Below are 12,701 nucleotides of genomic sequence, written 5' to 3'. Positions count from 1 at the left end.
ACGAGCAGCTTCCATGAAGCTCTCCTTTCCGAAGAGGCTAAATCTTGAAGCTCTTTCTCTGCCAGTCCTGCGGCAACGTGCTGTATTTCGAGAATCGCGCCTGCGAACGCTGCGGCCATCGGGTCGCGTTCCTGCCGGAGCAGGAGACGATGTCGGCGATCGAGCCGGACGGCGAGGCCTGGAGGATGCTGGCCAGCAAGGGCGAGAGCCGGATGCTGTGCCGGAACGCCGAGTACGACGCCTGCAACTGGCTCACGGATGCGGGCGACGCCACCGGCTATTGCCGCGCCTGCCGCCACAACGGGATGGTGCCGAACCTCTCCGATCCGGCCCAGCTCGCCGGTTGGCGCGAGTTGGAGGTGGCGAAACACCGTCTGTTCTATTCCCTGATCCGCTGGAAGCTGCCGCTCCGGACCCGGCAGGAGGACCCCGAGCATGGCCTGATCTTCAATTTCCTCGCCGACGATCCAAACAGCGGCGAGAGGATCCTGACCGGCCACGACAACGGTCTGATCACGATCGCACTCACCGAAGCCGATACCATCGAACGCGAGCGGCGCAGGCTCGAGATGGGCGAGCCGTACCGCACGCTGCTTGGGCATTTCCGCCACGAGGTCGGGCACTATTTCTGGGACGTGCTGGTGCAGGGCGGCGGCAAGCTCGAGCAATGCCGCGCGGTCTTCGGTGACGATTCCATCGATTACGGCCAGGCCCTGCAGCGCCATTACGCCGAAGGCCCGCCGCCGGACTGGCAGCAGACCTACGTCTCGGCCTACGCCACGACCCATCCCTGGGAAGATTTCGCCGAGACCTGGGCGCACTATGTCCACATCGTGGATGCGCTGGAGATGGCCGGCGAGTTCGGCATGGAGGTGCGCCCCAAGGTCGACCGCGACGGGGAGTTGACGGCGCGCATCCGCTTCAACCCCTACGAGGCCCGCGATGTCGAGGCGCTGGTGAACGCATGGCTGCCCTTCACCTTCGCCATGAACAACGTCAACCGCGCCATGGGCCTGCGCGACCTCTATCCCTTCATCCTGTCGCCCGCGGTGGTCGGCAAGCTCGGCTTCATTCACGGCCTGGTTCGGGACATGGCCAAGCCCGCGTCGAGGCCCGGCTAGGCATAGGGCGCCGGGCGGCTCGCCAGCCCGTTCCCAAGCCGGTTTCGGTCTTGCGCTGGTACGCCAGAGCGGCCGGATTTAGACCGTTGCCTCCGGCCCATTTTGATGTACCACGGAAGCCACACGGCCCGTCCCCCATAGGCCCCAACGGTCAGGGAAGGGTCCCGCCCAAGGTCGAGACTCAAGAAAAAGCATGTTCAAACGCATTCTGATCGCCAATCGCGGCGAAATCGCCTGCCGGGTCATCAAGACCGCTCGCCGCATGGGAATTGAGACGGTTGCGGTCTATTCCGAGGCCGACCGCGATGCCCTCCATGTCGAGATGGCCGACGAAGCCGTGCTGATCGGCCCGCCGGCCGCCGCCGAAAGCTATCTGGTGATCGAGAATATCGTCGAGGCCTGTCGCAAGACCGGCGCGCAAGCGGTGCATCCCGGCTACGGCTTCCTGTCCGAGCGCGAGGCGTTTCCGCGCGCGCTGGAGGCGGCCGGCATCGTCTTCATCGGCCCGAACCCCGCCGCGATCGCGGCGATGGGCGACAAGATCGAATCGAAGAAGGCGGCTGCCAAGGCCAAGGTCTCGACCGTGCCGGGCTATCTCGGCGTCATCGAGGACGGCAACCATGCGGTCAAGATCGCCGACGAGATCGGCTATCCCGTGATGATCAAGGCCTCCGCCGGCGGCGGCGGCAAGGGCATGCGCATCGCGCACTCGAAGGCCGAGGTCGCCGAAGGCTTCAATCTCGCCAAGGCCGAGGCGAAGGCCTCCTTCGGCGACGACCGCGTCTTCGTCGAAAAGTTCATCGTCGATCCCCGCCACATCGAGATCCAGGTGCTGGGCGACAAGCACGGCAACGTGATCTATCTCGGCGAGCGCGAGTGCTCGATCCAGCGCCGCAACCAGAAGGTCATCGAGGAGGCGCCGTCGCCACTGCTCGATGAGGACACCCGCCGCAAGATGGGCGAGCAGGCCGTCGCACTGGCCAAGGCCGTGAACTACGATTCCGCCGGCACCGTCGAGTTCGTCGCCGGCCAGGACAAGAGCTTCTACTTCCTGGAGATGAACACGCGCCTTCAGGTCGAGCATCCCGTCACCGAGCTCGTGACCGGCATCGATCTCGTCGAGCAGATGATCCGGGTTGCGAGCGGCGAGAAGCTCGCCATCGCGCAGAAGGACGTCACGCTGACGGGCTGGGCGGTGGAATCCCGCCTCTACGCCGAAGATCCGTTCCGCAACTTCCTGCCCTCGATCGGGCGGCTCGTGAAGTATCGTCCGCCGGCGGAAGCAAGCCAGGACGGCATCACCATCCGCAACGACACCGGCGTGCAGGAGGGCGGCGAGATCTCGATCCATTACGATCCGATGATCGCCAAGCTCGTCACGCATGCGCCGTCGCGCGCGGCCGCGATCGAGGCGCAGTCAACCGCGCTGGATTCGTTCTATGTCGACGGCATCCGTCACAACATCCCGTTCCTGTCTGCCTTGATGCATCATCCGCGCTGGCGCGAGGGGCGGCTGTCGACCGGCTTCATCGCCGAGGAATTCCCCAAGGGGTTTGCGGTGCGCGTGCCGGAAGGCGAGGTCGCACGGCGCATCGCCGCGGTCGGCGCCGCCATCGATCACGTGCTGGGGGAGCGCAAGCGGCAGATCTCGGGCCAGATGGGCGGCCGCGTCGTGCAGCGCGAGCGGCGCCGCGCGGTCTGGCTCGACCGCCAGGAGATCCAGCTCGAGATCGCACGCGAGGGCGAGGCCATCGCGATCCGCTTCATCGATGCCAACGGCAAGGCCGGCAACGCGCATCTGCTGGCCTCGCCATGGAAGCCGGGCGATCCGGTCTGGCAGGGCACCATCGACGGCCACCTCGTCGCGGTGCAGGCGCGCCCGATTCCGAACGGTATCCGCCTCGCGCATCAGGGTGTCGAGGTGCCGGTCTATGTCTGGACCGAAGCGGAGGCGACCTCTGCGCGGCTGATGCCGGTGACGACGGCCTCCGACAGCGGCAAGAAGCTGCTCTGTCCGATGCCCGGCCTCGTGGTCTCGATCGCGGTGGCCGAGGGGCAGGAGGTCAAGGCCGGCGAGACGCTCGCGGTGGTCGAAGCCATGAAGATGCAGAACGTGCTCCGCGCCGAGCAGGACGGCACGGTGAAGAAGATCCACGCCAGTGCCGGCGCGACGCTGGCGGTGGACGCGCTGATCTTGGAGTTTGCGTAAGAGCGCTTCAGGCACAACAGAAGACCCTCACCCTGAGGAGCCGCGCCTTCGCGGCGTCTCGAAGGGCGAGGCCACCAGCCGGGCCTGCATCCTTCGAGACGCCGCGAAGGCGCGGCTCCTCAGGGTGAGGAACTTGGAGTGAGGCATCCATGGCCTTTCGTTCCCGCCGCGAGAAACTTCGCGCCATTCTGTCGGGTGCAGCTTGCGTCCATCCCGGCTCGGTCTACGACGCCATCTCGATCCGCATCGCCGAGGACCTCGGCTTTCCGCTCGGCATGTTCGGCGGTTCGGTCGCCTCGCTCGCCGTGCTCGGCGATCCCGACGTCACGCTGATCACGCTCACCGAGCTTGCCGAGCAGATGCGCCGGATGTCGCGCGCCGCCGCGCTGCCCGTGCTGGTCGATGCCGATCACGGCTATGGCAATGCGCTCAATGTGCGCCGTACCGTGCAGGAGCTGGAGGCGGCGGGCGCCGCCGGCCTCACCATCGAGGACACGCTGCTGCCGGCCGCCTTTGGCGAGGCGAAGACGCAGCTGATCTCGCTCGAGGAGGGCGTCGGCAAGATGAAGGCGGCGCTCGGCGGCCGCGGCGATGCCTCGCTGGTGATCATGGGCCGCACGGGAGCGGCTTCGATCACCTCGCTCGAGGACGCGATCCGCCGCGCCAAGGCCTATGAAGATGCCGGTGTCGACGCGCTGTTCTTCACCGGCATCAAGTCGCGCGCCGAGCTCGAGGCGGTGAGCGCTGCGACGCGCCTGCCGATCGTGCTCGGCGGGGCGCCCGAGGACCTGAACGCGCGCGACTACCTCGCGGGTCAGCGCGTCCGCATCGCGCTCCAGGGCCATGCACCGATCGCGGCCGCGACACAGGCCGTGTACGAGACCCTGAAGGCGCTCCGTGAAGGGGCGTCGCCGAAAAACCTCAAAGGACTCGCATCGTCGGAGCTGACGGCCCGTGTCATGCGCGAGGCCGATGTCAAGGCGCGCAGCACCGAGGTCCTCGGATTGAAAAAATGAGCCGGGCGATTCTCCAGGTGATGATCCGCGGGCGCGTGCAGGGCGTCGGCTATCGGGCCTGGGTCGAGTATCAGGCGACGGCGAGCGGCCTCGAAGGCTGGGTTCGCAACCGCCGCGACGGCAGCGTGGAAGCGCTGTTCGCCGGCGCGCCCCACCACGTTGCCGACATGGTCGCACTGTGCCGCCACGGCCCGCCATCCTCGCGCGTCGACAGCGTGACGAGCGAGACCGCCGGTGCGGATGAGCTGAATCTGCGCCGGGCAGGGGAAGCGTTTTCGGTGTTGCCGACGGTGTAGGTCTGCTGCGAAGCGAACGGTGCGCTCCCTCGCCCCGTTCTTACGGTGAGAGGGTTGGGGTGAGGGGCCTCTCTCCACGGGCGAGATCGGCGTGAGTCCAGTACCCCCTCACCCGGATCGCAAGTGCGATCCGACCTCTCCCCGCAAGCGGGGAGAGGTTAAGAAGCCTCACCTCGGCAGCTTGGCGATGGCCTCGCTAAGCTCGTGGATCTCATACGGCTTGCGCAGGATCGGGAAGTCGCCACGCACGCCGGCGGCGACCTCGCTGTAGCCGGTGGCGAGCAGGATCGGCAGGCCGGGGCGAATCTGGCGGAGATGATAGGCGAGGGTGAGGCCGTCCATCTTTCCGGGCATGACGATGTCCGAGAACACGAAGTCGACGCCGTTGGTCTCGATCTCGCGCAAGGCCGCTTCGGCGTCGGCGACCCGGCGCACCTGGTAGCCGAGCTGCTCCAGCAGGCCGATGCTGACGAGGGCGACGTCCGGATTGTCCTCCACCAGCAACACCGTGCCGCTGCCCCGAAACGCCGGCTCTCCCTGCGTGTCCTGCGATGGCGCATCTTCTCCGCGCGGCAACAGCACGGTGAAGGTGGTGCCCTTGCCGAGTTCGCTTGCGACCTTCACGGTGCCGCCGGCCTGATGCGCGAAGCCGTGCACCTGAGACAGGCCGAGGCCCGTGCCTTTTCCGATCGGCTTGGTCGTGAAGAACGGCTCGAAGATCTTGTCGAGCACGTCGGAGGGGATGCCGAGCCCGGTATCGGTGACGTCGATCGCGACGAAATCGCCGGCGAAGGATGCTTCGTCGAGCACGACATTGCGCGCGCCGATGGTCACCGTGCCGCCGTCCGGCATGGCGTCGCGGGCGTTGATGACGAGGTTGAGCAGCGCGGTCTCGAGCTCGGAGGCGTCGGTCTTGATCGGCCAGACGTCGCGGTCGATGTCGAGTGCCAGCCGGACGGAGCTGCCGACGCCGGCATCGAGCACCTCGCGGATCGCGGCGATGCGTTCGGCGAAATCGATCGCCTGCGGGTTCACGCTCTGCCGCCGCGCGAAGGTGAGCAACTGGTTGGTCAGCGCCGCGCCGCGCCGGGTCGCGGTCTCGATCGCCGAGATCGCGCGCTGGAGCTTGTCCGCGTCGTCGGCGCCTCGCTTCAGCATGTGGAGGCTGCCGCTGATGATCATCAGGAGGTTGTTGAAGTCGTGGGCGACCCCGCCGGTGAGTTGACCGAGCGCGTCGAACTTCTGGGACTCGGCGAGCTGCTTGTGCATCGTCTCGAGCTTGATCTGGGCATTGCGGCGTTCTGTGATGTCGCGCGTGATCTTGGCGAATCCGACCAGTTCGCCGTCCTCGTAGATCGGATCGATCACGACGCTGGCCCAGAAGAACGTGCCGTCCTTGCGGACGCGCCAGCCTTCCTCCTCATAGCGGCCCTTTTCCCTGGCGATACCGAGCGCACGGGCCGGCTTGCCGTTGGCGCGGTCGGTCTCGGTGTAGAAGCGGGAGAAATGCTGGCCGAGGATCTCTTCGGGCGAATAGCCCTTGATGCGTTCGCCGCCGATGTTCCAGCTGGTGATGATCCCCTTGGGATCGAGCATATAGAGGGCGTAGTCCGCAACTCCCTCAACCAACAGCCGGAAACTGCGTTCGCTCTCGAACAAGTCTCTCTGTTGACTGAACTTTTCGACCATTCCCGGACCCCGCCTCGACGGGGACAAACGCCGCAGGCGGCGAATGGTTCCCTCCGGGTGTGACATTTTTGGGCAGGTGTCCCGTAAAGGGTTACCAGAGCGCCCCCTATCGTCAGGCCGCCACGCTCCGGAAGGTCGCCGCGACCGTACGCAACGCAGCAAGCTTGGCGGGATCGCTGACCTTCGAATGCAGCATCACTTTGGAGCTGCCGAGCTCCGGCAGCTTGAGCACCGGCCCGATGTCGACCAGGCCGGGAGGCGCGATCCGCCGCGCCAGCGGTGCGATGGCAAGGCCGGCGAGCGTGGCTGCGACCACCGCGGTGACACCGCCGCCGACAAAGCGCTCGCGCCAGGCGATGCCGGCCTTGTCGAGCGCGCGCACGGCGAGGGCGCGGACGCCGCAGGGCGGAGCGAGCGTCGCCAGCGGCAGCGGCTCGCCCTTCGGCACGGTGAAGCGTCGTGCGGCGAACCAGCCGAATTCGTCCTCGGTCAGCGTCTCGCCGCCGCGGCGGCTGCCTTCCTGGCGGACGATTACCGCATCGAGCTCGCCTGCATCGTAAGCATCCTGCATCTCGCGCGAGAAGCCGATGGTGACGGCGAGGGTGAGATTTGCTGACATTGCGTGCAGCCGTTCGAGCAGCGGCACCAGCTCCGGCCCCGCCGCATGATCGGAGATGCCGAGCGAGAGCGATTGCGCGGCCGGTGCCTGATCCGAGAGCGCGCGGTCATGTGCCGCGATCAGCACACGGGCACGTTCGAGGAAGCTGGCGCCGTCGGCGGTGAGCCGGACCGCGCGCGGCGAGCGCTCGACGAGACGTTTTCCCAGCAGCGTCTCCAGCCGCTGCAGCTTCAGGCTGACCGCCGCTTGCGTCGTGCCGAGCGCTTCGGCGGTCCGCGTGAAGCTCCGGAGGTCGGCGACCAGCAGGAAGGCCTGGACGGTGGCGATGTCGAGCGTGGGCGTCATTATGAAGTCTTATCATTGATATCAATAGAGATAAGATACAAAAATGACGAGCGGGGGTCTAGCTTCTCGCCAACGCCGCCTGACCGGGCAGCATATCGAGGAGAGCCACAATGCCCCTGATCGCCGTGTCCTACACCACCTCCCGCCAGTCGCCGTCCCTGAAGGCCGACATCGCGAACGCGGTGTCCGAGCTCACCGCCGAGATCTTGCACAAGGATCCCAAGGTGACCGCCATCATCGTCAAGGCGGTGGACGCCGATGACTGGTTCGCCGGCGGCAAGTCGCTGGCCGAGCAGAAGCTTGCCAGCTACTGGCTCGACATCCACGTCAGCGAAGGCACCAACACCAAGGACGAGAAGGCGGCCTATCTCGCCGCCATGTTCAAGCGTATGGCCGAGATTCTCGGTCCGCTGCATCCCGAGACCTATCTGCATGTCGACGAGGTCAGGGGCGACGCCTACGGCTTTGGCGGCCTCACTCAAGAGCGGCGCTACATTGCCGGCAAGCTGGAGGTCGCGCTGAGGGCAGCATAAGGCGGAGGCCGCGGGCGAGGTATCTCACCCGCGGTCTTATCGTCAGCTCACGGCGCGGAACTGAACTTCGGAATTGTTCAGGAAACAGGTCTTGTCGAACAACTTCAGGTCCAGCGGGTTCGGCGACCTGATATCGCCGAGATCGGGGCCGATCTGCGAGATGAAGACGACGATCAGAGAATGCGGGACGCCGCGTCTCCAACCGGAAAGCTTCAGGCGGCCGCTTCCGGCAGCAGCGCGCGGGTCGGTCCGAACAGCTGTTCGAACGCCTGGCGTAGCGCGATGTCGACGTCGGCCATGGTCACGAGCTGGCCGAGATCGACCAGCGAGGTGACGCCGTAGCGGGGATCGACGACGCCGCACGGCACGATGCCGGCGAAATGCGAGAGCTCCGGCTCGACATTGATCGCGATGCCGTGGAACGAGACCCAGCGCTTCAACCGCACGCCGATCGCCGCGATCTTGTCCTCGTGGTCCGCACCCTTGTCGGGCCGCTTGACCCAGACGCCGACCCGGTCCTCACGCCGCTCGCCGCGGACGTTGAAGGCGGCGAGCGTTCGCAGGATCAGCTCCTCCAGGCTCGCGACATAGGCCCGGACGTCCGGCCGGCGGCGCTTGAGGTCGAGCATGACATAAGCCACCCGCTGGCCGGGCCCGTGATAGGTGAGCTGGCCGCCGCGTCCTGTGGCGAAGACCGGGAATCGGGGATCGCGCAGGTCGGTGTCCTTGCCCGAGGTGCCGGAGGTGTAGAGCGGGGGGTGCTCGAGCAGCCAGACCAGCTCTCCGGCTTCGCCCGCCGCGATGGCCGCGACCCGGGCTTCCATCGCGGCCACCGCCTCCGGATAGGGCACCGGCGTGTTCGAGATGCGCCACTCGACCGGCTCGCCGCCGGCAGCGGAAAACGGCGTCAGATCGAGCCCTTCACGCTGGTTTTGACGGGGGTTTTGCGGCGAATTAACCATTGGCTAACCATAACGTGGTGATCATCTCGGGGGCAAATGCCAAGGCTAAGTCGAAGTCCAAGTCCTTGGTCGGTCCCACATTCCAAGTCCAAGTCCCAAGTCCCAGTCCTAAGTTGCGGCGGTCCTGACAGTGCCCACCCTCGATAAAGTCACCGTGGATCTCATGGTCGTGCTCGGGACGACCACGATGCCGATCCATCAGGTATTACGTCTTTCCCGCGGCGCCATCATCGAGCTGGACGCAACCGAGGCCGACGAGGTCAAGGTTTTGGCCAACAACCTGCCGGTCGCCTCCGGCGTCGTGCTGGTGGATCGCAACCGAATCGCGGTCGAGGTCAAGCAGATGCTGCCGCGCTCACCGGGCACGCGGTAGCGGCCTTGGCACCTGGTAGCGGCCCGGGCACCGGGGATTGGGCCGATTTGGAGCGGGGCCCGAACTTTCCTGCAAAGCTTGTGGAATTCAGGGCCTTTGCAGGCTTGTACCCCCCTGATGGATTTGTTAGATCGGCGCCGTTGATCCGGCCGGCCTTCAAGCCTCAAGCCGGCATCCCCAAAGCGCTCGTGGCGGAACTGGTAGACGCGCTGCCTTGAGGTGGCAGTGAGTAAAATCGTGGGGGTTCGAGTCCCTCCGAGCGCACCAGACGCGTAACTCATTCAAAAACCAAGCTTATTCTAAGTCGCCCGAGGACGGCCCTTTCCCGGCGCAACTCGCCGAGATTCCCGGCGTCGTCGTCAAGAAATGAAGGCCGGCAGCTTCTCCTCAGCGCGTTCCTCTACGGCCACCGGATGCGCAAGAGCTGATCAGAACCGCGTAGCGATTTGACCCAGTTGCCGATATGCCGCCTCGCGCGCAATGCGGATTGGCTCGGTCGGTCCTGTCGTCGGTCCGATCGGCACGAAGCGCACGTCGCTGACGCCGATGAAGCGAAGCGCTTCGCGCAAATAGGGCGTTGCCATGTCGATGCGACCGCGATTCATGCCGGTGGCAAAATCGCTGCCCGAAGCGAGGATGACGATGGTTGGCCGGTCCTTGAGCAGCGGAAGATAGCCCTGCGCCGGATCGAACCGGAACGTCAGGCCGGGCTGGATGACGATGTCGAACCATTGCTTCAGCTTGTAGGGGATGCCGAAATTCCACATCGGCGTCGAGATCAGCACGCGATCGGCCAGCGAGAAACGCAACGCGATCCGCTCCGCCTCGGAGAAGCTGCGGCGCTGTGCGTGGTCGAACGCCTGCGCCTTCATGCGCGCATACTTGGCCTCGACGATGGGCCCGATGAATTCCGGCAGCCGCTCGCGCCAGAGGTCCATCACGTCGATGTCCCAGTCGGGCCGCGCTTGCCGAAACCCGTCAAGGAAGACGCGCGCACCGGCGCTCGACTCGGAGTCGGGGCGGGGCGAGCAGGACAGATGCAGGAGCTTCGCCACCGGTCATCCCAACGCCCGGATGACGGCGTCCGCCCGGGTGACGATCGCGACGTTCTGCATGGCGAAGTTGATCGAGGCGTTGTGCCAGTCGGCATTCATGGTCGAGCAGCAATCCTCGGGCACGATCATGAAATAGCCCTTGTCGGCGCCGGTGCGGGCGGTGTGCTCGATCGACATGTTGGTCCAGGCGCCGGTGTTGATGATCATGTCGCGTCCGGTCGCCTTCAGGATCGTCTCCAGCCGCGTGCCCTCCCAGGCGCTCATCCGCATCTTCTCGACGACGAAATCGCCGGGCCTTGGCTCGAGACCCGAAACCGGCGCCGCGCCCCAGCTCCCGCGCACCATCGCCTTGCTGTCGACCAGGCCTTCGAACAAAGGGGCGTTCAGCGTCACCCCGGGCGCGCCGGGCTCGACGACGAACCAGACATGGATGATGACGATTCCGCGGGCCCGCGCGGCCTCGGCAAGACGGCGAACGTTCTCGACGACGTGCTGCTGCCGCGCATGCTCCGGTGCTCCGGACTCGGCAAACGCCCCGCCGGCCATGATGACGTCATTCTGGAGATCCTGGATGATCATGGCACAGCGCTGCGGATCGAGATGCATCTCGCCATCGGCAAGGATGGGGGCGGCAGGTGCGGAGCCGGCAGCCGCGGGGCCGCTGCCAGGTCGGCCGCTGCCAGGTCTGGCGTTCATATAGGGCTCATGGCGCGGGCCGACCTTGGTCGGGATGGCGTAGACCGAATGCGTCGAGGTCAGATACAGCGTGCGGAAATCCGGACCGCCCCAGGCAAGGTTGGCGACGAGCTCGGGAAGGCGGACCTTGCCGAGCAATTCGCCGCGCGGTGAATAGACCCAGACGCCGCCCGGCGCGGTGACCCAGACATTGCCGTGCTGGTCGCACTTCATGCCGTCGGGCAGTCCGGGTTCGAGCTCGGAGCGGATGCCGCTGGCGAACACGCGCGCATTGGACAGCGAGCCGTCGCCAGCGACCTCGAACACGCGGATCAGCGCCTGGACCGTGTCGTTGACATAGAGCAGCTTCTCGTCCGGCGCGAAGCACAATCCGTTCGGCTGGTCGAACAAGGTGCGGTCCACAACGAGCTTCGGCTCGCCGCCGGGCACGACGCGATAGACGCCCTGGAAGCCGAGTTGCCGCGGTCGTTCGACGCCGTAGACCGGCATGCGGCCGTACCAGGGGTCCGAGAAATAGATCGCGCCGGAGGAGTGCACGCAGACGTCGTTCGGGCTGTTCAGCTCCTGACCCTGGAAGTGCGAGGCGAGCACCTCGCGCCGGCCGTCCGGCCGCTCGCGGACCAGCTGCGAGGTCGCGTGCTCGCAGACGATCAGGTTCAGCTGGGCGTCATAGGTCATGCCGTTGCATTTGTTCGACGGGCGCTTGACCTCGGCGACGCCGCGCCGCGGGTCCCAGCGCCGCCGCACGTCGCCAGGCATGTCCGAGAACAGCAGATAGTGATCGATCGGATGCCAGACCGGCCCCTCCGTGAAGTCGAAGCCGGTGCCGACCTGCGCGACCGGCGCGTAGGGATCGATCAGGGTCTCGAACTCGCTTCGCAAGGTGACGTGGGTCATCGCTCGATCCTTAGGTCACGTCACGCCGGAAACCAGTTGCGCGCCGGCAACGATTGCACGACCGGTCCGGGGACCTGATCGTGCAGGCGCCCGACCACGTTGCCGCCTTCGATCTTGGCCGGACGGTCGTGCACGGGCAGCAGGTAGCGCGAATTGCTGAGCAGCTTCTTGATCGAGGCCTTTTCCGCGCGCTTGCTGGTGCCGTGGTTGCCGGTGGTGCGCGGCTCCCAGTCGTGGATCTCGTTGAAGGGCGTGACGATCTGGTCGTTGAAGTCGTAGATCACATCGCCACAGATGGTCGCGATCCCGTCGGCGGTCTCGACGATGACGTTCATCGATCCCTCGGTATGCGCATTGGCGGCGTCGCAATAGACGCCGGGCATCAGCTCGATCGGGCCGGTGATCTCCAGGTCGAGGAATCGCAGCGCGCTCTTGGTATGCAGGCGGTCGATCAGGTGCTTGATGTCGGGCGCCGGGTACTGCGGATGCATCAGGCCGGAGACGGAATATTCCAGCTCCTTGCGGTTGAGGACCACGGTCGTGTTCATCGGAAACAGATCGTCCTTGCCGGCATGGTCGATGTGCAGATGGGTGTGGCAGACGAAGCGGACGTCGCCCATGCGCACGCCGTGGCGCGCGAGCTGGTTCTCGATCATGTTCTCGTGGTACTGGAGGCCGCGCATGCCGAGCGTCTCCATGATCTGGTTGGAGCGATAGCCGGTGTCGACCACGACCGGATATTTCCCCCCGAGGATCAGGAAGCCGAGGGTGAGGACGCGGCGGGTGCGGCCGCAGTCGCGGCCGAGAACCAGAAAGCTCGATTCCAGTTCGATATCGCCATAATCCAGGATCTTGATCTCCAGCGCCATTCGTTGCTCTCCCTGTCCCTT

Annotated in this window: 12 protein-coding genes, 1 tRNA gene and 1 pseudogene; 7 read left to right on the top strand and 7 right to left on the bottom strand. The window is 65.9% G+C overall.

Annotation, left to right across the window (positions count from 1 at the left end):
• The first annotated feature begins 44 nt into the window (after positions 1-44).
• From WI560_RS18190 to WI560_RS18175, 4 genes are all read left to right on the top strand, one after another.
• On the top strand, positions 45-1,121 hold the full coding sequence (locus WI560_RS18190; protein ID WP_375304278.1) for a putative zinc-binding metallopeptidase: 1,077 nt from the start codon (positions 45-47) through the stop codon (positions 1,119-1,121).
• 193 nt (positions 1,122-1,314) lie between these two features.
• Entirely contained in the window at positions 1,315-3,330 is a 2,016-nt protein-coding gene (locus WI560_RS18185; RefSeq protein WP_375304277.1) for an acetyl-CoA carboxylase biotin carboxylase subunit, read from the top strand.
• A 149-nt stretch (positions 3,331-3,479) separates the two neighbouring features.
• Complete coding sequence (locus tag WI560_RS18180; protein ID WP_375304276.1) at positions 3,480-4,346, top strand: oxaloacetate decarboxylase; 867 nt, start codon at positions 3,480-3,482, stop codon at positions 4,344-4,346.
• Positions 4,343-4,642 (top strand): acylphosphatase, encoded by a 300-nt coding sequence (locus WI560_RS18175; protein WP_257180460.1) that lies wholly within the window; start codon positions 4,343-4,345, stop codon positions 4,640-4,642. The genes WI560_RS18180 and WI560_RS18175 overlap by 4 nt, the downstream gene beginning before the upstream one ends.
• Positions 4,643-4,810: 168 nt before the next feature.
• Here the strand turns inward: WI560_RS18175 and WI560_RS18170 are convergent, their stop codons facing one another.
• Both WI560_RS18170 and WI560_RS18165 read right to left on the bottom strand, forming a co-directional pair.
• Complete coding sequence (locus WI560_RS18170) at positions 4,811-6,331, bottom strand: ATP-binding protein (protein WP_375304275.1); 1,521 nt, start codon at positions 6,329-6,331, stop codon at positions 4,811-4,813.
• A gap of 112 nt (positions 6,332-6,443) precedes the next feature.
• Positions 6,444-7,295, bottom strand: a complete 852-nt coding sequence (locus WI560_RS18165; RefSeq protein ID WP_375304274.1) for a LysR substrate-binding domain-containing protein — start codon at positions 7,293-7,295, stop codon at positions 6,444-6,446.
• Positions 7,296-7,405: 110 nt separating this feature from the next.
• Here WI560_RS18165 and WI560_RS18160 point away from each other — a divergent pair, with 110 nt between their 5' ends.
• A complete protein-coding gene (locus WI560_RS18160) occupies positions 7,406-7,828 on the top strand; it encodes a 4-oxalocrotonate tautomerase family protein (RefSeq protein WP_375304273.1) in 423 nt (140 codons plus the stop codon).
• 42 nt (positions 7,829-7,870) lie between these two features.
• Here WI560_RS18160 and WI560_RS18155 read toward each other — a convergent pair.
• Positions 7,871-8,005: pseudogene (locus tag WI560_RS18155) on the bottom strand (DNA helicase); the annotation flags it as partial.
• 35 nt (positions 8,006-8,040) lie between these two features.
• Complete coding sequence (gene lipB, locus WI560_RS18150; protein ID WP_375304272.1) at positions 8,041-8,790, bottom strand: lipoyl(octanoyl) transferase LipB; 750 nt, start codon at positions 8,788-8,790, stop codon at positions 8,041-8,043.
• 130 nt (positions 8,791-8,920) lie between these two features.
• Here lipB and WI560_RS18145 point away from each other — a divergent pair, with 130 nt between their 5' ends.
• Together WI560_RS18145 and WI560_RS18140 are read left to right on the top strand one after the other, a co-directional pair.
• Positions 8,921-9,163 (top strand): FliM/FliN family flagellar motor switch protein, encoded by a 243-nt coding sequence (locus WI560_RS18145; RefSeq protein ID WP_018647371.1) that lies wholly within the window; start codon positions 8,921-8,923, stop codon positions 9,161-9,163.
• A 182-nt stretch (positions 9,164-9,345) separates the two neighbouring features.
• Positions 9,346-9,430, top strand: a tRNA-Leu gene (locus WI560_RS18140).
• A 161-nt stretch (positions 9,431-9,591) separates the two neighbouring features.
• On the opposite strand, the gene WI560_RS18135 is transcribed toward WI560_RS18140, so the two are convergent.
• Genes WI560_RS18135 through WI560_RS18125 form a run of 3 tightly spaced genes read right to left on the bottom strand, consistent with a single transcriptional unit; the run spans position 9,592 to position 12,680 of the window.
• Positions 9,592-10,218: an FMN-dependent NADH-azoreductase gene (locus WI560_RS18135; RefSeq protein ID WP_375304271.1), complete on the bottom strand. Its 627-nt coding sequence runs from the start codon at positions 10,216-10,218 to the stop codon at positions 9,592-9,594.
• Between the two features lie 3 nt (positions 10,219-10,221).
• On the bottom strand, positions 10,222-11,811 hold the full coding sequence (locus WI560_RS18130) for an isochorismatase family protein (protein ID WP_375304270.1): 1,590 nt from the start codon (positions 11,809-11,811) through the stop codon (positions 10,222-10,224).
• A 20-nt stretch (positions 11,812-11,831) separates the two neighbouring features.
• Positions 11,832-12,680, bottom strand: coding sequence for an N-acyl homoserine lactonase family protein (locus WI560_RS18125; RefSeq protein WP_257180452.1), 849 nt, complete (start codon positions 12,678-12,680; stop codon positions 11,832-11,834).
• Between the last annotated feature and the right edge of the window lie 21 nt (positions 12,681-12,701).

The organism is Bradyrhizobium sp. A11 (genome assembly GCF_042077125.1).
GTDB classification, from domain to species: Bacteria; Pseudomonadota; Alphaproteobacteria; order Rhizobiales; family Xanthobacteraceae; genus Bradyrhizobium; species Bradyrhizobium japonicum_B.
Note: the sequence above shows the minus strand (reverse complement) of the source record. Positions and strands in the feature narration are given on the sequence as shown.

What these genes read in the sequence shown, in the direction of transcription:
- WI560_RS18185 (WP_375304277.1), top strand. Translation starts at nt 1,315, where the DNA reads ATGTTCAAACGCATTCTGATCGCCAATCGCGGCGAAATCGCCTGCCGG.
- WI560_RS18180 (WP_375304276.1), top strand. Translation starts at nt 3,480, where the DNA reads ATGGCCTTTCGTTCCCGCCGCGAGAAACTTCGCGCCATTCTGTCGGGT.
- WI560_RS18175 (WP_257180460.1), top strand. Translation starts at nt 4,343, where the DNA reads ATGAGCCGGGCGATTCTCCAGGTGATGATCCGCGGGCGCGTGCAGGGC.
- WI560_RS18170 (WP_375304275.1), bottom strand. Translation starts at nt 6,331, where the DNA reads ATGGTCGAAAAGTTCAGTCAACAGAGAGACTTGTTCGAGAGCGAACGC.
- WI560_RS18165 (WP_375304274.1), bottom strand. Translation starts at nt 7,295, where the DNA reads ATGACGCCCACGCTCGACATCGCCACCGTCCAGGCCTTCCTGCTGGTC.
- WI560_RS18160 (WP_375304273.1), top strand. Translation starts at nt 7,406, where the DNA reads ATGCCCCTGATCGCCGTGTCCTACACCACCTCCCGCCAGTCGCCGTCC.
- lipB (WP_375304272.1), bottom strand. Translation starts at nt 8,790, where the DNA reads ATGGTTAATTCGCCGCAAAACCCCCGTCAAAACCAGCGTGAAGGGCTC.
- WI560_RS18130 (WP_375304270.1), bottom strand. Translation starts at nt 11,811, where the DNA reads ATGACCCACGTCACCTTGCGAAGCGAGTTCGAGACCCTGATCGATCCC.
- WI560_RS18125 (WP_257180452.1), bottom strand. Translation starts at nt 12,680, where the DNA reads ATGGCGCTGGAGATCAAGATCCTGGATTATGGCGATATCGAACTGGAA.